Here is a 19,268-nt window from a genome sequence, read left to right as displayed (position 1 = left end):
TTATTATGGCTGAAAAGAAATATGCTAAAAATAAATTAAGAAATATCGGGATTGCTGCTCATATTGATGCGGGAAAAACAACGATAACAGAACGTATTTTATTTTTTACTGGGAAAACTCATAAAATTGGCGAGACTCATGAGGGTGCTTCTGAAATGGATTGGATGGAGCAAGAGAAAGAGCGTGGAATTACTATTACTTCAGCAGCAACGACTTGTTATTGGGATGATATAAAAATAAATATTATTGATACGCCAGGACATGTTGATTTTACAGCAGAGGTAGAACGTTCATTAAGAGTTCTTGATGGTGCAGTAGCGGTTTTTGATGTAGCAGCAGGTGTTGAACCTCAATCAGAAACTGTGTGGCGACAGGCTAATAAATATAATGTCCCTCGTTTGGCATTTATGAATAAAATGGATAAAATGGGGGCTGACTTCATGATGTCTGTTGATTCAATGCATCAAAAACTTGGTGTTAAGGGGACACCGGTTCAACTTCCGATAGGCTCTGAAAATAATTTTAAAGGTGTAGTTGATCTTGTTGAGATGCGTGCATTACTTTGGGATGATAAGGATGATAATTTGCAATATACTGTTGCTGAGATTCCTCCTGGAATGAAAGATGATACTGAATTTTGGCGTCATAATCTTATTGAAACCGTTGCAGAAGCGAATGATGAATTAATGAATAAATATCTTGAAACTGATAGTTTGAGTGTTGAAGAAATTAAAAAAGCAATTCGTATTATGACTATCGATGGACGTATGTATCCTGTTTTTTGTGGTGCGGCGCTTAAGAATAAAGGTATTCAACCACTTTTGGATGGAGTTCGTGACTATTTACCTTCTCCGGTAGATGTTCCTCCTGTAACAGGAATTACACCTGATGGTCAAGAAGTTGTTAGACATGCTGATGATAAGGAACCTCTTGCTATGCTTGCTTTTAAAGTGATGGTAGATCCGTATATCGGAAAGTTGGTATTTGCTCGTGTTTATTCAGGGACATTAGAGAAAGGGTCTTATGTTCTGAATGTTAATAAGGGTAATAAAGAGCGCATTTCTCGTTTGATGAGGATGCATGCTAATAAAAGGGAAGAAGTTGATTTAGTAACTGCTGGTGATATCATTGGCATTGTTGGTATGAAAGATACAATTACAGGTGATAGTTTAACAGCAGAAAATGCTCCTATTTTCTTAGAGGCTATTGATTTTCCTGAGCCTGTTATTTCTGTTGCTATTGAGCCGAGAACGAAGGAAGATGTTGATAAGTTAGGAGAAAGTTTGAGAAAGCTGCAGGATGAAGATCCTACATTTAGAGTTTCTTCTAATGAAGAGACTGGGCAAACGATTATTTCTGGAATGGGAGAACTTCACTTGGAAATTTTATGTGATAGACTTAAACGCGAACATAAGGTAGAAGTGAATATAGGAAAACCTCAGGTTGCTTATCGTGAAACCATACGTTCTAAAGCTCAGCAAGAAACAAAATATGCAAAACAATCTGGCGGTAAAGGTCAATATGGACATGTTTTGATAGAAATAGAGCCCTCTGAAGTTGGAGAAGGTTTTGTTTTTATTGATGATATCAAAGGTGGGAAAATTCCTAAAGAATATATTCCTGCTGTTCAAAAGGGTTGCGAAGAAGCTTTGGCTTCTGGTGTTTTGGCTGGCTATCCTGTTGTTGATGTGAAAGTTAGATTATATGAAGGATCTTATCATGATGTTGATTCATCAGAGTTAGCATTTAAATTAGCAGGTTCTATGGCAATGAAAGCGGCTATGCAAAAAGCTGATCCTATTATTCTTGAACCTATTATGAAAGTTGTAGCAATAGCTCCTGATGGTTATGAAGGATCTGTATTAGGTGATCTTTCTGGGCGTAGAGCAAAAATTACGGGAACAGAAACTAAGCATGGTGCTAAAGAAATAGATAGTTTTGTTCCTTTAGGGGAAATGTTTGGATATGCTACGGACTTGCGTTCGATGACTCAGGGTCGAGGAACTTATTCAATGGAGTTTTCTCATTATGAACCACTACCTAAAAATCTTTGGGAAAAATTGAAAGAAAATTAATATTTATACATTATGTATAATTTAATAAAAAATATATACTGCCGGTTAATAACGGCATACGGAGGACCTGAATGGCTACATTTGATCGTTCGCTACCTCACTTGAATGTGGGAACCCTAGGTCACGTTGACCACGGGAAAACAACTTTAACATCTGCTATTACTAATTATCTTGCTACCCAAGGTAAAGCAGATGCAAAAAAATATGAGGAAATCGATGGAGCTCCTGAAGAAAAAGCTCGTGGAATTACCATTAATACAGCTCATGTGGAATATCAATCAGATAAGCGTCATTATGCTCATGTTGATTGTCCAGGACACGCTGATTATATCAAAAACATGATTACTGGTGCTGCACAAATGGATGGTGCTGTTCTTGTTGTGGCTGCAACAGATGGTGTCATGCCTCAAACTCGTGAACATGTGTTATTAGCACGCCAAGTTAATGTTCCTTCTATTATGGTATTTATCAATAAAGTTGATCTTATTGATAAGGGTGATGAAGAACTCATTGATCTTGTTGAAATGGATATTCGGGAATTGCTTAATTCTTATAAATTTGATGGGGATAATGCACCTGTTATTCGTGGTTCTGCTCGTGCTGCTATTGAAAATGGGGAATGGGATTCTATTAAAGAATTAATAGATGCCATGGATGCTTATTTCCCTGAACCTACCCGTGAATTAGATAAAGATTTCTTGATGCCAGTTGAGGATGTATTTTCTATTACAGGTAGAGGTACGGTAGTAACTGGACGTATTGAGCGTGGTGTTGTTAAAGTTGGCGATGAAGTTGAAATTATTGGTTATGTTGATACTAGCAAATCTGTATGTACTGGTGTTGAGATGTTTCGTAAGCAACTTGAGAGAGGGGAAGCTGGCGATAATGCAGGTATTTTACTTCGTGGTGTTGATAAAGATGCGATTCGTCGTGGTATGATTCTTGCAAAGCCTAAATCTATTACTCCTCATAGAAAAGTAAATGCTGAGGTATATGTTCTTAAACCTGAGGAAGGTGGACGTAAAACTCCTTTCCATAAAGGCTACAGACCTCAGTTCTATATCAGAACGGCTGATGTTACCGGAAATATTGTAGATATTAAAGGTGCAGATATGGTAATGCCGGGTGATAACGTACAGATGACAATCGAACTTATTGTCCCTATTGGTATTGAGCAAGGTATGCGTTTTGCTATTCGTGAGGGTGGAAGAACGGTAGGTGCTGGTGTTGTTACAGAAGTTTTAGAATAAAGAGGACTTCAATAAAGTGAACAGAATAAGAGTAAGGCTGAAAGCTTATGATGCGGTTTTGATTGAGCAATCTGCAGAGTCGATAGTAGAATCTGTAAAAAGTAAAGGTGGAAAGGTCGCAGGACCTATCCCACTTCCTACTCACTGTAAAAAATATACGGTATTGCGATCTCCTCATGTAGATAAAAATTCAAGAGAACAGTTTGAAATGCGAACGCATAAACGTTTGATTGATATTTTTGAACCTACGACGGAGCTGATCAATGCTTTAATGGAACTTCAATTGCCGGCAGGTGTTGAAGTTGAAATTAAACAATAGAGTAATTTGACGAGGATATACAATGAAGGCTAAAAACGTCGGAATTATCGGCAAAAAACTCGGTATGACTCAATTATATGATAGTAAAGGCACACTTTGTGGAGTTACTGTTGTAGATTTTTCTGATATGAATGTTTTAGGATTTCGTACAGTTGAGAAAGATGGATATAATGCTGTTATTTTAGGTTATGATTTTAAGACGGTAAAAACAGGCAATAAGCAACGAGAAATTCCTAAGTTTGTTTCAGAGATTCGTATTGAGGATGTCAGCCCATATCAAGAGGGAAGATATACTGAGATTCTTGAATCAATAGATAAAGTCGATGTAAGTGGCACTATGAAAGGAAAAGGATTTCAAGGTGCTATGAAACGATGGCATTTTGGTGGTGGTCCTGCCAGTCATGGTTCGAAAACGCATCGCAGACCTGGGTCTATTGGTCAGAATACTTTTCCTGCACGAGTTTTTAAAGGTAAAAAAATGCCCGGTCATATGGGAAATCAGAAGGTTACAGTTTTAAGTCAGCGTCTCTTAAGAGTGGATGTTGAAAGAAGGCTTCTTTTTATAGAAGGATCTGTGCCAGGAAGTAAGCAAAGTTATGTAACAGTACGTGATGCAGTGAAGGGGTAATGTGATGAAGTTTGATGTTTTTAAAGGTAAAGACAAGGTTCGTGAATTGGAACTTTCATCAATTTGGGATGATGCATCCGAAAAGTGTGTTCATCAAGTAATAATAGCTCGTTTGGCAAATGAACGTCAAGGGACTGCATCTACTAAAACACGTTCTGAAGTAAAAGGAACAGGGGCTAAGCCATTTCGACAAAAAGGATTAGGCCGTGCAAGACGTGGATCTTTTTATTCTCCTTTAATTAGGGGTGGTGGAATTATATTTGGTCCTAAACCACGTAGTTATAGACAGCATATTAATAAAAAACAAAAAGCAAATGCTTATTTATTTATTTTAGCAGAACTCTATAGAAAAGGTGTGCTTAGAGTTGTGGAATCATTAGAAATAAATGATAGCAGGACGAAAAGTTTTAGGAATTTATTAGTTGATCATTTTGAATCTATTAAAGGTAGAATTGTGGTAGTTGACGCAGAATACCAAGCACATATGCTTCAAGCGTCTAGTAATCTACAAAAGACATCATTTTTTGGTGTAGATTATATGGATATTCTTCCTCTTTTTTATGCACAATATGTTCTTATCTCTGAAGCAGCTCTTCGTAAAATTGATGAAAAATACGCCCGTGTTTTGGCAAAGCGAGGCTCATAATGGTAAGTCAAATATTAGTTAGGCCGATCATAACAGAAAAAGCATCTGCACTTATAGCTAAAAATAAATATGTATTTGAAGTTATAATTGATGCAAATAAGATTCAAATCAAACAAGCTATAGAATCTTATTATAATGTCCAAGTAAAAGAAGTAAATACTATTATTGTAAAGCCGCGACAAAAGAATTTCCGCACAAAAAAGGTATCTCGAATAGGATTTACAAAACGATTAAAAAAGGCAATTGTTACCTTAAGATCTGGTACAATTGATTATTTGAAATAATGGGGATATAAAATGGGTATTAAACGATTTAAACCAACAACCCCCGGGCTTCGTCATAAAGTTGCATTTGATTATACCGAGATTACAAAAACTGAACCTGAAAAATCATTAATTACGATGACTCTTCGTGGTAAGGGTAATGGCCGTAACAGTCAGGGTAGGGTTACTGTTCGTCATCGGGGCGGGGGTAATAAACAATTTTACCGTATGATTGATTTTAAACGAAAAAAATGGGATATCGAAGCAAAAGTGGTTGCCATTGAATATGATCCTAATCGGACAGCTCGGATTGCTTTATTACATTATATGGATGGAGAAAAGGCTTATATATTAGCCCCAAATGGTTTGAAAGTTGGTGATAAAGTTAACGCTGGTGCTAAAGTTGATGTTCGTGTAGGTAATGCTATGCTTTTAGAGAATATACCAGTTGGTACGGTGCTTCATAATATAGAATTGAAGCCTGGAAAGGGAGGGCAGCTAGCCCGTTCTGCTGGTACTAGTGTAAAATTAGATGGTAAAGAAAATGGCTATGCTTTTATTAGTTTGCCTTCGGGTGAGATTCGTATGGTCTTACTTCGTTGTATGGCTACTGTTGGTGAAGTTGGAAATGCTGAACGCTTAAATATTGTTTATGGTAATGCTGGTACAAAACGTCATTTAGGTTGGCGACCAACAGTGCGTGGTATGGCTATGAATGCTACGGACCATCCTCATGGCGGTGGGCGCGGTAAACAAAAAGGGTATAAAATGCCTACATCACCGACAGGTGTGCCGTCTAAAGGTTATCGTACACGTAAGAAGAATAAAACATCGAATCGTTATATTATTTCGAAGAAAAAAAGGTAGGATGAAATATGGCTCGTTCAATTAAAAAAGGTCCTTATATTGATGCTTCTTTATATAAAAAGGTGGTATCTGCTCAAGAGACTATAGTTTCTGGTAATGCGAAGCCTATTAAGACATGGTCTCGTCGTTCTACTATTCTTCCTGAAATGATAGGCTTGACATTTCAAGTTCATAATGGTAAAATGTTTATACCGGTTTATATTAATGAAAATATGGTTGGACATAAATTGGGTGAATTTTCGCCTACGAGAGTGTTCCGTGGGCATGCTGGATCCAAGAAAGTTGCTAAGAAATAAATAAGGGGTTATGCATGGTTACTGTAGCAAAAGGAAGATCTTTAAGAATTTCTTCTATGAAACTTCGTCGTATTGCGCGTTTGGTAAAAGATAAAAAAGCTGATGATGCTTTGGCGATGCTTAATCATATGCCTCAAAAAGGTGCAAAAATGGTTTATAAAGTTTTGCATTCTGCACGGGCAAATTTTATTCATAAAAATCCTAATCAGGATACATCGGGATTATTTGTGCAAACAATTTTTGTGAATGAAGGCACGGCATATGCTCGTTTTAAGCCTCGTGCACGTGGTCGTGCAGATCGTATGTATCGTCCGACAGCGCATTTAACATTAGTTTTGGCTCAATAATAAGGAGAATTTCATGGGACAAAAAGTACATCCTATTGGATATCGTGTTGGTGTCAGCAAGCCGTGGGAATCATCATGGTTTGCTGAAAAAGCTTATCCTGAATTTCTTTTAGAAGATTATAAGATTCGTAAAATGCTTCAAAAAGAATACAAAAGAGCTTTTTTATCCCGCATAGAAATTGCACGATTCCCGCAACTAGTTAATGTGACTGTTTTTGCTGGAAAACCAGGTATATTAATTGGACGTAAAGGAGCTGAAATAGAAGTTATTACTAATAAATTGTCTAAATTGGTAAATGGTAAGAGAGTATCTCTTTCCGTGAAAGAAATTAAACAGCCTGAATTGGATGCTGCTGTTATTGGTGCTGATATTGCTTCACAAATAGAAAGACGTGTTGCTTATAAGAGAGCGATAAAACAGGCAATTCGTAATGCGATGCGAGCTGGTGCTCAAGGGATCAAAATTAGAATTTCTGGGCGTTTGAATAATGCTGAAATTGCCCGTAGTGAAGAATTCAAAGAAGGGCGTATGTCCCTTAATACTTTAAGTGCCGATATTGACTACCGTTTAACAGAAGCGTTAACTCAAATGGGAATTATCGGAATAAAAGTTTGGCTTGCAAAGTAACAACAAAAATATACCTTAGGAGACCCCTATGTTGATGCCGTCCAAGGTAAAATATAGAAAACAACATCGTCCGAAAATTAATAATTCTCCTACTCACGACGGAGATATTGTATCGTTTGGCGATTTTGGAATTATAGCGTTAGATGCTGCGTGGCTTACTAATAGACAGATTGAAGCGGTTCGTGTTGCTATTAATCGCTATCTTAAGAGAGGAGCGAAAGTTTGGATCCGTATTTTTCCTGATACTCCTTACACATCTAAAGGTGAAGGGGTGCGCATGGGTAAAGGTAAAGGTTCACCTGATGGTTGGATTGTTCCTGTGCGACCGGGTCGTGTGCTAGTTGAAATTACTGGTGTTTCTGAAGAAAAGGCAGTAGAAGCATTCCGACGTGCCGGTCATAAGTTACCTATTAAGGTAAAATTTGTCAAAAGAGTCGAGGGCTAAAATGGCGAACAATATTCAAGAATTGCGTTCTTTATCGGAAAAAGAATTAATTTCCATGAAACAGCAGTTACAAGAAAAAATTATGCATATGCGTTTTAAATCTCGGATAGAACGTCCTAAGAATATTATGGAAATTCGAGGAATAAAACGTACTATTGCCCGAATTAATACTTTGATCCGTGAAGCGGAATTGAAATTGGAAGGATAGTATGGAATCTAAGCAAAAAACTTTTGCCGGAATTGTTACTAGCGATAAAATGGATAAATCCCGTATTATTACAGTAATGACTCGTGAAAAACATCCACTCTATAAAAAATATGTGCCTAAACGTAAAAAATTTATGGTGCATGATGCGCAAAATATGTCTCATATGGGTGATAGAGTATTGATTGCTGAATCTATTCCTCATAGTCGTTGTAAACGTTGGACTTTATTAGAAGTCCTTGAGAAAAATCGGGATTAATTTGGGAGGGAAAAATTATGATTATGCTTGGAACCCGATTAGATGTTGCCGATAATAGTGGAGCTAAAATTATTGAATGTATTCATGTAGTTGGTAGTACGCGCTGTCGATATGCATCTATTGGAGATGTTTTTATTGCGGCAGTAAAAAGTGCTGTTCCTAATTCCTCGATTAAAAAGGGGGATGTTGTACGTGCTGTGGTTGTACGTACAAAAAAGGAAATTAACCGTACTGATGGTTCTTCTATCCGCTTTGATCGCAATTCTGCGGTTATTGTCAATAAAAAGAATGAACCCAGCGGAACTCGTATTTTTGGCCCTGTTGGACGCGAGTTAAGGGAGAAAGATTTTATGAAAATTGTTTCCCTTGCTCCCGAAGTTTTTTAGGAGAATGCTGTGAAAATTAGAAAAAATGATGAAGTTATTGTTGTTTCTGGGTCTGATAAGGGGCGTCGAGGTAAAGTGCTTCGTGTGTTTCCAGCTAAAGAGCGTGTGCTTGTCCAAGGTGTTAATTTGATAAAGAAGACTGTGAAAAAAAATCAAGAATATCCTAATGGAACAATATTGGAAAAGGAAGCATCTATTCATATTTCAAATGTGATGCTTTTTTGTCCGAAGTTAAATAAAGGTGTTCGTGTTGAATTTTTTGTTGATAATGAAGGTAATAAAAAACGTAAGGCAAAAGGTTCTGATTATATCTTTGAATAAATGAGAGGCTGATGAATGGCTGAAGAAAAAAAGTCTGTTTCTGCAAAAAAAGCAGGAACTAAGGAAACTGTAAAAAAAGTTTCCTCTAAGAAAAAAGAGGGGTCTGATATTGCTTCAGGGACAGAAAAAATAATGAGTAAAACTAAATCTACGAATGTTTCTGAATCAAGTAAAACAAAGACTTCTAAGAAAAATCTATTGAGAACAAATCCTAATAGTTATCAAGCAAGATTTAAGCAGCGATATGAAATGGAAATTTGTCCCGCATTACAGAAAGAATTTGCTTATAAATCCAGTATGGCTATTCCTCGTGTTGTAAAAATTATTGTTAATATGGGTGTAGGTTCTGCTATTAATGATAAAAATATAGTGGATGCTGCTGTTAATGATTTAACTTTGTTATCAGGTCAAAAGGCAACAAAAACAATAGCTAGAAAATCTGTCTCCAATTTTAAGTTACGTGAAGGTATGCCTATTGGAGCAAAAGTTACTCTTCGTAATAATAGGATGTTTGATTTTCTTGATAAATTAATTTCTGTTGCAATACCACGTGTACGAGATTTTCGTGGAGTCAAAGCAAGTGGTTTTGATGGAAGAGGGAATTTTTCTTTTGGATTGATGGAACAAATAGTATTTCCTGAAATCAATTATGATAAAATTGATAAAGTTCGTGGTATGGATATTACTATTGTTACTACAGCGCGTACGGATATTGAAGCCAAAAGTTTGTTAATACATTTTGGTTTTCCGTTCCGGCAGAAGTAAACGGAGGAAATAATGGCAAAACAGTCAATGATCCAGAGATGGAAGAAGGCTCCTAAGTTTAGTGCTCGAGCGTACAATCGATGTAATATTTGTGGTCGTCCACGTGCATATATTAGAGATTTTGGAGTTTGTCGCCTATGTTTCCGCAAATTAGCTTCTCAAGGACTCATCCCTGGTGTTACAAAATCATCTTGGTAAAATTGAAGCTTTTAAATATCAAAAATTGAGAGGAATTTTATGGACATTATTGCAGACAGCTTGACAAAAATAAGAAATGCTGCAATGCGCAAGCTTTCTAAGACAACAGTAAAAAAAACAAAGCTTATTGAAGAATTATTAAAAATTATGAAACGTGAAGGATATATTGATTCTTATAAGGATAGTTCAGATCCTTATACGCTGGATGTTTATTTAAAATATATTGATGATAAATGTGTTATTGATGACCTTAAAAGGGTTAGTAAACTATCGCGCCGTGTGTATGTTGGGAAAGATTCTATTCCTAGTGTTTATAATAATTATGGAATTGCAATTTTAACAACATCTAAAGGGGTTATTACTGATAAAGAAGCACGATCTTTAGGAGTGGGCGGCGAAGTTCTTTGTTATATTTGGTAGGAGAAAAATTATGTCTCGTTTGGCAAAAAAGCCCTTGCCTATTCCATCTGGCATTTCGGTAACGGTAGAAAATGGGGCTGTATCATTTAAGGGTCCTTTAGGGACAATTGTTCAGTCTTATGATGTTGGTTTGATAAAACCGCGTATTGAAGATAGTATGTGTTTTGTAGATCGTTCTATTGATTCTAAAGAGGCACGAGCTAAGCAAGGTTTATATTGGGCCTTGTTTAGAAATGCCCTTACAGGGGTATCTATAGGATTTGTAAAAAAGTTAGAAATTCAAGGTATTGGTTATCGTTGGGAAGTGAAAGGTAAAGAATTACATTGTTCTGTAGGGTTTTCTCATCCGGTAATATTTAAATTTCCTGAAGAAGTAATGTTGGAGCAGCCAGCTGCTAACCAGATTCATGTCAAAGGATTTGATAAGCAAGTTGTAGGTCAGGTTGCTGCAAATATTCGTTTTATTAAACCTCCAGAACCTTATAAAGGAAAAGGTATTCGTTATCAGAACGAAGTTGTGCGTTTGAAAGAAGGAAAATCCAGCGGTAAAAAGAAATAAAACGTAATATAAGGAGAATAAATAATGATCGATATCATGTCCGGAAAGATTAAATGTTATCAAAAACGAAAGCTTCGAAGTAAAAAGCATCTTCAAATATCCGAGGATCGTCCGCGTATGGTTGTATACCGATCTAATAAATACTTATATGTTCAAGTTGTTGATATGTATAATAAAGTTTTAGCTTCGTTTTCTTCTCTTTCTTCGGAGTTTGGTAAGGAAAAATTAGGGAATAATATTGAAGCGGCTCGTATTATTGGACAAAAAATAGGGGAAAAATTAAAGTCATTAAAAATTTCTAAAGTTGTATTTGATCGGAATGGATATTTGTATCACGGTAAGATTAAAGCGTTAGCAGATGCATGCCGTAGTACAGGAATAGAATTTTAAAACAGAGGCGAGTTATGAGTGAAAATAAAGAATCTCAGGAAATCCGGGCTGATAAGAAAGAAAATCGTCGTGAAGTGCGCAGAGAAAAACGTGAGCGAACTGAAGTTGTTTCGGAATGGGAAGAAAAAGTAGTAAGTTTGCGTAGAGCTGCCAAAACAATTCCTGGAGGAAAAAGATTTCGTTTTAATGCGACAGTTGTTGTTGGCAATAGAAAGGGTAAAGTTGGCTTAGGTTATGGTAAGGCCAATGAATTGGCTGATGCTATAAAAAAGGCAAAAGATAAGGCTATTGCTAATGCAGTTCCTATTCGTTTAAAAGGATCAACAATTCCTCATGAAATTGTTGGTCAATTTAAGGCATCACGTATTTTAATGAAACCAGCGACAAAAGGTACTGGAGTTATTGCTGGGGGTGCTGTACGTCCTGTATTAGAGTTACTAGGCGTACATGATATTTTAACTAAATCTTTACGTTCTTCTAATCCGGTAAATCTGATTAAAGCTACTTTTGATGCATTGACGCGTCTCTATAATATTGAAGATGTCGCTGCAAAGCGTGGCAAACCTGTTGCTGATATTTTTGGTAAATAAGGGGTATATGGATGAGTCATTTAATACTGAAGCCAAATGATGGTGCTGTAAAAAAACGTAAGCGAGTAGGCCGTGGAACAGGTAATGGTACAGGTAAGACTTGCGGAAAAGGCAATAAAGGACAAAAAGCTCGATCTGGAGGTGGAGTTCCTCTGTATTTTGAGGGAGGGCAAATGCCTCTCTATAGACGTATTCCAAAGCGAGGATTTAAAAATATTTTCAAAATAGTAAATAATGTTGTTAATCTTGAAGCTTTTAATATTTTTGCTGATAATACGGAAGTTACAATAGATATTTTGGTAAAATCAGGATTGATTAAATCTAATGGCAATCCTGTTAAGATTTTAGCTCAAGGATTGATGGAGACGCAATTTACTGCGAAAAATTTGAAAATACATGCTCATAAAGTTTCAAAAAAAGCTGCAGTTTTAATTGAACAATCTGGTTCTATTGTAGTTGTTCAGGCATAGTTTAAAAGAGGATAAGATGTCTATATTGAGCAATATGTTTCGTATTCCTGAGCTTAGAAATCGGTTATTTTTTACTTTATGTATTATGGTTATTGTTCGTGTGGGGACACAGATTTCTGTTCCAGGTATACATGTTAATAATCTTTTAGCAGCAGTAGGAACAGATACTAATAATTTTATTGCTTTTGTCAATCTTCTTAGTGGTGGCGCTTTAAACAGAGCTTCTATTTTTTCTTTAGGTGTAACTCCTTATATTACTGCAAGTATTGTTATGCAACTGCTTACTGTTATTATTCCTTCGTTTGAAAAGTTGGCAAAAGAAGGTCCGGAAGGTAGAAGAAAAATTCAACAATATTCTAGGATTGGTACATTATTTATTGCAACAATACAAGGAGTTATTTATGGAAATTATCTCCTTCAATTCAATGGGTCTATTGCTCGACAGTTTATTTTAATTCAGCCCACTCATTTTGTTGTTTTGTTTACAGTTGCTGTTGCTACAGGGACTTATCTTTTGATGTGGCTTGGTGAAAGAATTACAGAACATGGACTAGGCAATGGTGTTTCTATGATTATCTTGAGCGGAATTGTTGCTGAATTTCCTCCTGCTTTATATACTCTATTTAACACTCCTCAAGATCCTATTATTTCTTTACTTTTAGTGATACTATTTATAGGGGTTATCATGGCAGTTGTTTTTGAAGAACTGGCGCTTCGTCGAGTTCCTGTACAATATTCCAGAGCAGGTAATATGGTTCAAGGACCTACTCATTTACCTTTTAAGGTAAATCCAACTAATGTGATCCCGATTATTTTTGCATCAGCTGTTTTGGTATTTCCAGTACAGTTAGCTCAATGGTTTGGCTCTCGTGTTCCTTTTTTACAGCAGGTTTCACAAGCACTTCAACCTGGAGAATTATGGTATTCTGTTATTTATTTTATTTTGATTTTGTTTTTTGCTTTCTTTTATATTGAAATAGAATTAAATCCCCATGATATAGCAGAAAATTTGCGTCGTCAAAATGCTTTTATTCCTGGAGTTAGACCTGGAATAGAAACAGAGCAATATATATCTAATATTTTGTATAAACTAACTTTGCCAGGAGCTACTTTTTTAGGGATTATCGCTCTTTTGCCTACTTTTATTGTCAATAGATTGAAAGTGCCCCAAAATGTGGCTTATTTAATGGGGGGAACATCATTGATTATTTTAGTTGGTGTATCCTTAAATACATTAAGACAAATTGAAGCATTTCTTAATATGCATCACAAAGATGGATTTTTAACTCCTAAAAAGAGACATTATTATGAATAAAAGAATTGTGTTTTTAGGATATCCTGGGTCAGGCAAAGGGACACAAAGTGAATTATTAAATCAGAAATTTGGTGTTTTTGTACTATCTACAGGTGATGCTTTTCGGCATATGATAAAAGATGGGGTTGGAGAAACTGCAAATATTATTCGCTCTTATGTAAATAAGGGAGAGTTGGTGCCTGATGATTTGACATTCCAAGTGGTCCAAGAATCATTACCGGATTGTGAAAATGGATGGATTTTGGATGGTTTTCCTCGTAATCTTCGCCAAGCAGAATTATTAAAAGATTTCTGTACTCCTACAGATGTTATTTTATTTCATATTGAAGAAAATATAATTTTTCAAAGATTATCCGGCAGAAGGATTGCAAAATCTTCAGGAAAAGTGTATAATATCTATCTTAATCCTCCTAAAAGGGAAGGTATTTGTGATATTTCTGGTGAGGTTTTGATTCAACGTGAAGATGATCAGCCGGAAACTGTTGCTAAACGTTTAGAGATATATCGCATAGAAACAGAGCCTTTAATTTCTTACTATAAAGATGCCGGTTTGCTTAAAGTCGTACAGGCTAATCAGCCTATTGAAAAAGTTTTTGAAAACCTTAAGGAGGTTCTTCAGCTAGTATGATGGATAAAGAAGATGTCATCAAGATTGACGGTATAGTTTTGGAACAGTTACCTGGGGCTATGTTTAAGGTTAAGTTGGAAAATAAACAACAAATTTTAGCACATATTTCTGGAAAAATGAGAATCAATTATATAAAAATTCTTCCTGGTGATAAAGTTAGTATAGAATTATCTCCTTATGATTTGAGCAAAGGAAGAATAGTTTATCGTTATAAATAGAGAGGCGTTTCATGAAAGTGAGAGCATCAGTAAAACCTATGTGTGAAAAATGCCGAATGATTCGTCGGCATGGGATTCTCAGAGTGATCTGTGAAAATCCTAAGCATAAACAAAGACAAAAAGGTCAAAAAAGAGCCTAACGGAGGCATATATGGCACGTATTGCTGGACGCGAAGTTCCAAATAATAAAGCTGTGTGGATTGGTCTCACATATGTTTATGGTATTGGCCGACATTCAGCGTTAAAAATTACCGAAGCAACGCAGATCGATAAATCAAAGAAAATCCGTGATCTTACAGAGGATGAGTTAAATTTGATCCGTGATGTTATAGACAAGGACTTTAAAGTCGAAGGTGATCTTCGAACAGAACGCTCAATGAATATCAAGCGTTTAATTGATATTGGCTCTTATAGAGGGCTCCGCCATAGAAAACGGCTTCCTGTGCGCGGACAAAGAACTCGTACAAATGCACGATCATGGAAAGGTGCTCGTGCGAATGCGATTAAAAAGAAATAAGAGGATATTATGGCAAAACTAAAAAGCTCTAATAAGCGTAAAAAAGATAAAAAAAATATTGTCGAAGGGATAGTGCATATTCAAGCAACATTTAATAATACTCTTATTACTGTTACAGATATGAATGGTAATGTGATTTCTTGGGCAAGTTCTGGGGTTGGTGGTTTCAAAGGTACAAAAAAGGGGACCCCCTTTGCTGCACAGCTTGCTTGTGAAAAAGCGATAGAAGATGCGAAATTTCATGGACTTCAGTATGCTAATATTCGTGTTAAGGGACCTGGACCTGGCAGGGAGTCAGCTATTAGAGCTGTTGATGTTGCGGGTGTTAGCATTAAAAGTTTACGAGATGTGACACCTATTCCTCATAATGGATGCCGTCCCCGCAAAAAACGGCGCGCGTAAAATAGGAAGGTAAATATGGCTCATAGAGAACTTTTAAAAGAATTAATTCTTCCTTATGAATTAAAGTATGAACAAAATACTTATGAAAATAGGTATGGAAAATTTTATATTTATCCCTTTGATAAAGGTGTTGGGGTAACAATTGCTAATTCCTTGCGTCGTATATTGTTAAGTGCCATTCCAGGTTATGCTTTAACATCTTTAAAAATTGAAGGAGTGAATCATGAGTTTGATGCTGTTAAATATGTAAAGGAAGATGTTACAGATATTGTTTTAGCTTTGAAGAAAGTAGCGATATATCTTAATGATAATAGTAATTATAAAAGAATTCATCTAGAAAAACATGGTCCTGGTATTTTAACAGCAGGTGATTTAAAAGTTGATTCTACTGTAGAGATAGCGAATCCTGGCTTAGTTATTGCCACTTTAGGAGAAGATGCGCATTTGATAATGGATTTAGAAGTAGAATTTGGGCGAGGGTACCGCTCTGCAGAGGATGCTCTTTCAAAAATTGATGAAATATCGGTTATTCCTATTGATGCTATTTTTTCTCCTATTGATAGAGTTAATTTTTTAATTGAAGAATTTCGAGTTGGAGAAAAAACAGATTGTGAAAAAATTGTTTTAGAAATATGGACCTGTGGTGTTATTGATCCAGCAGATGCAATAGCTGATGCTTCTTTTATTTTAAAAAGTTATTTTTCTATGTTTATGAACTTTGAGCCTATCGAAGAATTGGTTGTTCCAGGGGTGCCAGAGAGTATTTCTCCAGAGGATGAAATTTTACAGCGTTCTGTAGAAAGCTTGGATTTATCAGTACGTTCTTTAAATTGTTTACAAAGTGAAAATATTGCTACTATTGGAGAATTACTTAATTATGATAAAGATGAATTAATGAAAATTAAAAATTTCGGAAAAAAATCTCTTACAGAGATTAACGAAAAATTAGCACTCTATAATCTTAAAATTAAGGGTGAATAAATGATATTGTATAAACTTAAGGAGTTTTAAATGCGTCATGGAAAGAAAATTGCAAAATTAAGTAAATCTCGAAGCATGCGTAATGCTCTTTTTCGTAACTTAGCGCAATCATTATTCAAATATGAAAGTGTGAAAACAACTTTAACAAAAGCAAAAGCACTGCGTCCTTTTGCAGAAAAGCTAATTACAAAAGCAAAAACAAATAGTCTTCATAATAAAAGACTTGTTCTTAAAAAAATCTATGATAGAACAATTATGGTTAAATTATTTGATGATATAGCCCCCCGTTTTCAAAATAAACAAGGCGGTTATTTGCGTATTTCTAAACTTGGTTTTCGTCCGGCAGATGGAGCAGAAATGGCTGTAATTGAACTAGTAGAATCAGAATAATATTCTTTCTTTTTATAATATATGTCCCCGTTTTCGGGGAATTTTTTTATCTTTCTAAAATTTCAGTTTAATTTAAAAATATTATATAATGTATTAATATTCTCTTGTTTTTGGAGGCTTTATGAGTTATGAACCAGTAATAGGATTGGAAGTGCATGTGCAGCTAAATACTCAAACAAAAATATTTTGTACTTGCCCTTTGAGTTTTGGACTGACTCCTAATACTGCTGTATGTCCTGTATGCCTTGGTTATCCAGGTGCTTTACCTGTTTTAAATGAAGCAGCTGTTGAGAAAGCGGTCTTAGCAGGATTAGCACTTAATTCTGGTATTAATTTATTATCGCGCTTTGATAGAAAAAATTATTTTTATCCTGATTTGCCAAAAGGCTATCAAATTACTCAAAATTATTTCCCTATTGCCACTGGAGGATATATTCCGGTACATTTAAGTGATGGGACAAAACGTAAAATTATGATACATCACATGCATCTTGAGGAGGATGCCGGTAAGTTGATACATAATGAGCATGAAAATTTTAGCCGAGTTGACTTAAATCGTGCTGGAACTCCTTTATTGGAAATTGTTTCAGAACCAGATATGCGTAGTTCTGAGGAAGCATATACTTATCTACGCGAGCTTCGCACCTTAATGAGATATGTGGATGTTAGTGATGTTAATTTGGAAGAAGGTTCTTTACGTTGTGATGCTAATGTGTCAGTTAGAAAAGTTGGTGCTTCTGAGTTTGGGACAAAAGTAGAAATTAAAAATCTTAATTCTTTTAATGGCATTCGTAAAGCGATTGATTACGAGATTGAGCGTCAAATTGCACTTTTAGAGTCGGGAGGCACGGTCGAACAAGAAACCAGGTTGTTTGATGCGAATAAAAATCAAACATTTAGCATGAGATCAAAAGCTACAGCAGCAGATTACCGTTATTTTCCGGAACCGGATCTTGTTGATGTTATACTTTCCCAGGAAAAGATTGATAATTGGAAAAAATCGATCCCGGAATCACCATTTGAAAAACGGTCGCGTTACTTGGAACAGTTTTCGCTTCCTCTGAATGATTGTAATACTTTAGTAGATGACCCAAAATTAGCAGACTATTTTGAAGAAACTTTACAGTTAGCACAACAAGATCCTAAAAAGACAGCAAATTGGATTTTGACGGAAACAATGAGTCGAATGAATGATCAAAAATTAAATATTATTCAATTTTCTCAAAAAATTACTCCTTCAGATACTGCGGAATTATTGAATTTGATTCATGATGGCACGATTAGCGGCAAAATTGCGAAAGATGTTTATGACAGCATGTTAAGTACGGGGAAAAAAGCATCTGTTTTGGTGGAAGAAAGAGGTTTAAAACAAGTGAGTAATACAGTTGAATTAGAAGTATTAATTCAAAAAATATTAGATAATAATCCACAACAAGTAGAACAGTACAAAGCCGGTAAAGATAAACTGTTTGGTTTTTTTGTTGGAGAATTAATGAAAGCAACAAAAGGACAAGCAAATCCTGTGCTTGCAAATAAGATTTTGAAAGAGAAACTTCAGTGATTGCTGCTTTTGACATTGGAAATACGAATATTAAAGCATATCTTTTTGATAATGATAATAATATTATTGCTCGAAAGTCTCGGCCTTCACCAGATTTATTTGAACCGGAGCGTTGGAAATATTTTTTGGATGACCTTGTTACATTAAATCCTGGTTTTGCTATTGCAGAAAAAAGGATTTCATGTGTTAGTTGGAAAATTTTTTTAGCACTTAGAGTTTTTTTAGGTTATGATAGCCCCCAATCTTTTAACCCTCATTGTAAATTTAATACGGATTTATTTTATCTGCCTGCGGATTCGCCTTTTGTTTTTGATGCTATGGTTCCAATTGATACAACTTTTGTTTCAGGATCAGTTGGGTCTGATCGTTTATTAGCTGCGTACAGTCTGTATAAAATGTATGGTGGATCTAATTTTTTAGCTAGCTTAGGCACTGCAACAACCATAGATTTAATTACAAATGCGGAAATATTTTTTAGTGGTATTGTTGCACCAGGGCTTGATGCTAGTTATAATGGACTGTTGTTACGTGCTCCGCATCTTCTTTCTATGTCTCAATTGCCAACCCCGGAGAAATTATTGGGTACTACGCTAGAACAAGCTTTGTCGAGCGGAATTTTTATGGGTCATGCTGTCATGGTAGAATCACTTTTCAGCCGAATGAAACGAGATGCAGCTCTTGAAGGAGATATAAATTTAGTGCTAACAGGAGGTCGTGCGTATAGTGTGAGCCCGTATATTCGTTTGGCTCATACAGTACGAGAGGATTTGGTGGCATATGGATTAGCATTAATGCCTTCTTGGCAAAAATCTATTGATCAACTCAAAGTTGATGACTTAATACCTCAGGAAGACACACAGGCAGAATATAATACGAAAAATGATAATTTTCCATCGGAAGATCAACCAGTGGATGAAATTTGAAGGGAA

32 protein-coding genes are annotated in these 19,268 nt (G+C 35.7%); all 32 read left to right on the top strand.

All coding sequences use genetic code 11. The features are described 5' to 3' along the window. Positions 1–5 precede the first annotated feature (5 nt). The 32 genes from fusA (at position 6) to BM018_RS00690 (ending at position 19,262) form a co-directional block, all read left to right on the top strand. Positions 6–2,075, top strand: a complete 2,070-nt coding sequence (fusA, locus tag BM018_RS00845) for an elongation factor G (RefSeq protein ID WP_092317288.1) — start codon at positions 6–8, stop codon at positions 2,073–2,075. Positions 2,076–2,146: 71 nt separating this feature from the next. Continuing rightward, complete coding sequence (gene tuf, locus BM018_RS00840) at positions 2,147–3,325, top strand: elongation factor Tu (RefSeq protein ID WP_092317285.1); 1,179 nt, start codon at positions 2,147–2,149, stop codon at positions 3,323–3,325. Between the two features lie 16 nt (positions 3,326–3,341). After that, positions 3,342–3,644 carry a 30S ribosomal protein S10 gene (gene rpsJ / locus BM018_RS00835; RefSeq protein WP_092317282.1) on the top strand — a complete coding sequence of 101 codons (303 nt, stop codon included), beginning with the start codon at positions 3,342–3,344 and terminating at the stop codon, positions 3,642–3,644. 22 nt (positions 3,645–3,666) lie between these two features. After that, on the top strand, positions 3,667–4,272 hold the full coding sequence (gene rplC / locus BM018_RS00830; RefSeq protein WP_092317279.1) for a 50S ribosomal protein L3: 606 nt from the start codon (positions 3,667–3,669) through the stop codon (positions 4,270–4,272). 4 nt (positions 4,273–4,276) lie between these two features. Further along, positions 4,277–4,918 (top strand): 50S ribosomal protein L4, encoded by a 642-nt coding sequence (gene rplD / locus BM018_RS00825; protein WP_092317276.1) that lies wholly within the window; start codon positions 4,277–4,279, stop codon positions 4,916–4,918. After that, positions 4,918–5,202: a 50S ribosomal protein L23 gene (rplW, locus tag BM018_RS00820; RefSeq protein ID WP_092317273.1), complete on the top strand. Its 285-nt coding sequence runs from the start codon at positions 4,918–4,920 to the stop codon at positions 5,200–5,202. Before rplD ends, rplW begins: the two co-directional genes overlap by 1 nt. Positions 5,203–5,214: 12 nt before the next feature. Continuing rightward, the gene (gene rplB / locus BM018_RS00815; RefSeq protein ID WP_092317270.1) at positions 5,215–6,048 is read left to right on the top strand and encodes a 50S ribosomal protein L2; all 834 of its coding nucleotides are present in this window, start codon (positions 5,215–5,217) and stop codon (positions 6,046–6,048) included. 8 nt (positions 6,049–6,056) lie between these two features. Further along, entirely contained in the window at positions 6,057–6,344 is a 288-nt protein-coding gene (gene rpsS / locus BM018_RS00810; RefSeq protein WP_092317267.1) for a 30S ribosomal protein S19, read from the top strand. A 14-nt stretch (positions 6,345–6,358) separates the two neighbouring features. Further along, entirely contained in the window at positions 6,359–6,691 is a 333-nt protein-coding gene (rplV, locus tag BM018_RS00805; RefSeq protein ID WP_092317264.1) for a 50S ribosomal protein L22, read from the top strand. A gap of 13 nt (positions 6,692–6,704) precedes the next feature. Further along, complete coding sequence (gene rpsC, locus BM018_RS00800; RefSeq protein WP_092317261.1) at positions 6,705–7,319, top strand: 30S ribosomal protein S3; 615 nt, start codon at positions 6,705–6,707, stop codon at positions 7,317–7,319. 28 nt (positions 7,320–7,347) lie between these two features. Further along, positions 7,348–7,764 (top strand): 50S ribosomal protein L16, encoded by a 417-nt coding sequence (rplP, locus tag BM018_RS00795; RefSeq protein WP_092317258.1) that lies wholly within the window; start codon positions 7,348–7,350, stop codon positions 7,762–7,764. A gap of 1 nt (position 7,765) precedes the next feature. Next, on the top strand, positions 7,766–7,972 hold the full coding sequence (rpmC, locus tag BM018_RS00790) for a 50S ribosomal protein L29 (RefSeq protein ID WP_092317255.1): 207 nt from the start codon (positions 7,766–7,768) through the stop codon (positions 7,970–7,972). Between the two features lies 1 nt (position 7,973). Next, the gene (rpsQ, locus tag BM018_RS00785; RefSeq protein ID WP_092317252.1) at positions 7,974–8,228 is read left to right on the top strand and encodes a 30S ribosomal protein S17; all 255 of its coding nucleotides are present in this window, start codon (positions 7,974–7,976) and stop codon (positions 8,226–8,228) included. Between the two features lie 17 nt (positions 8,229–8,245). After that, the gene (rplN, locus tag BM018_RS00780) at positions 8,246–8,614 is read left to right on the top strand and encodes a 50S ribosomal protein L14 (protein ID WP_092317249.1); all 369 of its coding nucleotides are present in this window, start codon (positions 8,246–8,248) and stop codon (positions 8,612–8,614) included. 9 nt (positions 8,615–8,623) lie between these two features. Beyond that, positions 8,624–8,935 carry a 50S ribosomal protein L24 gene (gene rplX / locus BM018_RS00775; RefSeq protein ID WP_092317246.1) on the top strand — a complete coding sequence of 104 codons (312 nt, stop codon included), beginning with the start codon at positions 8,624–8,626 and terminating at the stop codon, positions 8,933–8,935. A 132-nt stretch (positions 8,936–9,067) separates the two neighbouring features. Next, a complete protein-coding gene (rplE, locus tag BM018_RS00770; protein WP_092318185.1) occupies positions 9,068–9,700 on the top strand; it encodes a 50S ribosomal protein L5 in 633 nt (210 codons plus the stop codon). Positions 9,701–9,712: 12 nt separating this feature from the next. Then, entirely contained in the window at positions 9,713–9,898 is a 186-nt protein-coding gene (locus BM018_RS00765) for a type Z 30S ribosomal protein S14 (RefSeq protein ID WP_092317243.1), read from the top strand. A gap of 39 nt (positions 9,899–9,937) precedes the next feature. After that, a complete protein-coding gene (rpsH, locus tag BM018_RS00760) occupies positions 9,938–10,318 on the top strand; it encodes a 30S ribosomal protein S8 (RefSeq protein ID WP_092317240.1) in 381 nt (126 codons plus the stop codon). 10 nt (positions 10,319–10,328) lie between these two features. After that, positions 10,329–10,877 carry a 50S ribosomal protein L6 gene (gene rplF / locus BM018_RS00755; protein WP_092317237.1) on the top strand — a complete coding sequence of 183 codons (549 nt, stop codon included), beginning with the start codon at positions 10,329–10,331 and terminating at the stop codon, positions 10,875–10,877. A 24-nt stretch (positions 10,878–10,901) separates the two neighbouring features. Then, a complete protein-coding gene (rplR, locus tag BM018_RS00750; protein ID WP_200778544.1) occupies positions 10,902–11,267 on the top strand; it encodes a 50S ribosomal protein L18 in 366 nt (121 codons plus the stop codon). Between the two features lie 14 nt (positions 11,268–11,281). Beyond that, a complete protein-coding gene (gene rpsE / locus BM018_RS00745) occupies positions 11,282–11,857 on the top strand; it encodes a 30S ribosomal protein S5 (RefSeq protein ID WP_092317234.1) in 576 nt (191 codons plus the stop codon). A gap of 11 nt (positions 11,858–11,868) precedes the next feature. Beyond that, positions 11,869–12,327 carry a 50S ribosomal protein L15 gene (rplO, locus tag BM018_RS00740; protein ID WP_092317231.1) on the top strand — a complete coding sequence of 153 codons (459 nt, stop codon included), beginning with the start codon at positions 11,869–11,871 and terminating at the stop codon, positions 12,325–12,327. Between the two features lie 16 nt (positions 12,328–12,343). Beyond that, entirely contained in the window at positions 12,344–13,642 is a 1,299-nt protein-coding gene (gene secY / locus BM018_RS00735) for a preprotein translocase subunit SecY (protein WP_092317228.1), read from the top strand. Further along, positions 13,635–14,270: an adenylate kinase family protein gene (locus tag BM018_RS00730; RefSeq protein WP_092317225.1), complete on the top strand. Its 636-nt coding sequence runs from the start codon at positions 13,635–13,637 to the stop codon at positions 14,268–14,270. The genes secY and BM018_RS00730 overlap by 8 nt, the downstream gene beginning before the upstream one ends. Continuing rightward, positions 14,270–14,488: a translation initiation factor IF-1 gene (gene infA / locus BM018_RS00725; protein WP_092318179.1), complete on the top strand. Its 219-nt coding sequence runs from the start codon at positions 14,270–14,272 to the stop codon at positions 14,486–14,488. Before BM018_RS00730 ends, infA begins: the two co-directional genes overlap by 1 nt. 11 nt (positions 14,489–14,499) lie before the next feature. Beyond that, the gene (rpmJ, locus tag BM018_RS00720; protein ID WP_092317222.1) at positions 14,500–14,628 is read left to right on the top strand and encodes a 50S ribosomal protein L36; all 129 of its coding nucleotides are present in this window, start codon (positions 14,500–14,502) and stop codon (positions 14,626–14,628) included. An 11-nt stretch (positions 14,629–14,639) separates the two neighbouring features. Further along, entirely contained in the window at positions 14,640–15,005 is a 366-nt protein-coding gene (rpsM, locus tag BM018_RS00715) for a 30S ribosomal protein S13 (protein ID WP_092317218.1), read from the top strand. A gap of 9 nt (positions 15,006–15,014) precedes the next feature. Further along, positions 15,015–15,407 (top strand): 30S ribosomal protein S11, encoded by a 393-nt coding sequence (rpsK, locus tag BM018_RS00710; protein ID WP_092317215.1) that lies wholly within the window; start codon positions 15,015–15,017, stop codon positions 15,405–15,407. Between the two features lie 15 nt (positions 15,408–15,422). Next, the gene (locus BM018_RS00705; RefSeq protein WP_092317212.1) at positions 15,423–16,388 is read left to right on the top strand and encodes a DNA-directed RNA polymerase subunit alpha; all 966 of its coding nucleotides are present in this window, start codon (positions 15,423–15,425) and stop codon (positions 16,386–16,388) included. A 30-nt stretch (positions 16,389–16,418) separates the two neighbouring features. Continuing rightward, positions 16,419–16,778 carry a 50S ribosomal protein L17 gene (rplQ, locus tag BM018_RS00700; protein WP_092317209.1) on the top strand — a complete coding sequence of 120 codons (360 nt, stop codon included), beginning with the start codon at positions 16,419–16,421 and terminating at the stop codon, positions 16,776–16,778. A 121-nt stretch (positions 16,779–16,899) separates the two neighbouring features. Continuing rightward, positions 16,900–18,339 (top strand): Asp-tRNA(Asn)/Glu-tRNA(Gln) amidotransferase subunit GatB, encoded by a 1,440-nt coding sequence (gene gatB, locus BM018_RS00695; protein ID WP_092317206.1) that lies wholly within the window; start codon positions 16,900–16,902, stop codon positions 18,337–18,339. Then, entirely contained in the window at positions 18,336–19,262 is a 927-nt protein-coding gene (locus BM018_RS00690; protein ID WP_092317203.1) for a type III pantothenate kinase, read from the top strand. Before gatB ends, BM018_RS00690 begins: the two co-directional genes overlap by 4 nt. Positions 19,263–19,268: the final 6 nt, after the last annotated feature.

It is taken from the genome of Brevinema andersonii (assembly GCF_900112165.1).
Taxonomy (GTDB): Bacteria; Spirochaetota; Brevinematia; order Brevinematales; family Brevinemataceae; genus Brevinema; species Brevinema andersonii.
The sequence above is the reverse complement of the archived record's forward strand: the minus strand, read 5'-3'. Positions and strand labels throughout refer to the sequence as shown.

Coding starts and splice junctions, on each gene's coding strand:
- fusA (WP_092317288.1), top strand. CDS start 6: ATGGCTGAAAAGAAATATGCTAAAAATAAATTAAGAAATATCGGGATT.
- tuf (WP_092317285.1), top strand. CDS start 2,147: ATGGCTACATTTGATCGTTCGCTACCTCACTTGAATGTGGGAACCCTA.
- rplC (WP_092317279.1), top strand. CDS start 3,667: ATGAAGGCTAAAAACGTCGGAATTATCGGCAAAAAACTCGGTATGACT.
- rplD (WP_092317276.1), top strand. CDS start 4,277: ATGAAGTTTGATGTTTTTAAAGGTAAAGACAAGGTTCGTGAATTGGAA.
- rplW (WP_092317273.1), top strand. CDS start 4,918: ATGGTAAGTCAAATATTAGTTAGGCCGATCATAACAGAAAAAGCATCT.
- rplB (WP_092317270.1), top strand. CDS start 5,215: ATGGGTATTAAACGATTTAAACCAACAACCCCCGGGCTTCGTCATAAA.
- rpsS (WP_092317267.1), top strand. CDS start 6,057: ATGGCTCGTTCAATTAAAAAAGGTCCTTATATTGATGCTTCTTTATAT.
- rplV (WP_092317264.1), top strand. CDS start 6,359: ATGGTTACTGTAGCAAAAGGAAGATCTTTAAGAATTTCTTCTATGAAA.
- rpsC (WP_092317261.1), top strand. CDS start 6,705: ATGGGACAAAAAGTACATCCTATTGGATATCGTGTTGGTGTCAGCAAG.
- rplP (WP_092317258.1), top strand. CDS start 7,348: ATGTTGATGCCGTCCAAGGTAAAATATAGAAAACAACATCGTCCGAAA.
- rpmC (WP_092317255.1), top strand. CDS start 7,766: ATGGCGAACAATATTCAAGAATTGCGTTCTTTATCGGAAAAAGAATTA.
- rpsQ (WP_092317252.1), top strand. CDS start 7,974: ATGGAATCTAAGCAAAAAACTTTTGCCGGAATTGTTACTAGCGATAAA.
- rplN (WP_092317249.1), top strand. CDS start 8,246: ATGATTATGCTTGGAACCCGATTAGATGTTGCCGATAATAGTGGAGCT.
- rplE (WP_092318185.1), top strand. CDS start 9,068: ATGAGTAAAACTAAATCTACGAATGTTTCTGAATCAAGTAAAACAAAG.
- BM018_RS00765 (WP_092317243.1), top strand. CDS start 9,713: ATGGCAAAACAGTCAATGATCCAGAGATGGAAGAAGGCTCCTAAGTTT.
- rpsH (WP_092317240.1), top strand. CDS start 9,938: ATGGACATTATTGCAGACAGCTTGACAAAAATAAGAAATGCTGCAATG.
- rplF (WP_092317237.1), top strand. CDS start 10,329: ATGTCTCGTTTGGCAAAAAAGCCCTTGCCTATTCCATCTGGCATTTCG.
- rplR (WP_200778544.1), top strand. CDS start 10,902: ATGATCGATATCATGTCCGGAAAGATTAAATGTTATCAAAAACGAAAG.
- rpsE (WP_092317234.1), top strand. CDS start 11,282: ATGAGTGAAAATAAAGAATCTCAGGAAATCCGGGCTGATAAGAAAGAA.
- rplO (WP_092317231.1), top strand. CDS start 11,869: ATGAGTCATTTAATACTGAAGCCAAATGATGGTGCTGTAAAAAAACGT.
- secY (WP_092317228.1), top strand. CDS start 12,344: ATGTCTATATTGAGCAATATGTTTCGTATTCCTGAGCTTAGAAATCGG.
- BM018_RS00730 (WP_092317225.1), top strand. CDS start 13,635: ATGAATAAAAGAATTGTGTTTTTAGGATATCCTGGGTCAGGCAAAGGG.
- infA (WP_092318179.1), top strand. CDS start 14,270: ATGGATAAAGAAGATGTCATCAAGATTGACGGTATAGTTTTGGAACAG.
- rpmJ (WP_092317222.1), top strand. CDS start 14,500: ATGAAAGTGAGAGCATCAGTAAAACCTATGTGTGAAAAATGCCGAATG.
- rpsM (WP_092317218.1), top strand. CDS start 14,640: ATGGCACGTATTGCTGGACGCGAAGTTCCAAATAATAAAGCTGTGTGG.
- rpsK (WP_092317215.1), top strand. CDS start 15,015: ATGGCAAAACTAAAAAGCTCTAATAAGCGTAAAAAAGATAAAAAAAAT.
- BM018_RS00705 (WP_092317212.1), top strand. CDS start 15,423: ATGGCTCATAGAGAACTTTTAAAAGAATTAATTCTTCCTTATGAATTA.
- rplQ (WP_092317209.1), top strand. CDS start 16,419: ATGCGTCATGGAAAGAAAATTGCAAAATTAAGTAAATCTCGAAGCATG.
- gatB (WP_092317206.1), top strand. CDS start 16,900: ATGAGTTATGAACCAGTAATAGGATTGGAAGTGCATGTGCAGCTAAAT.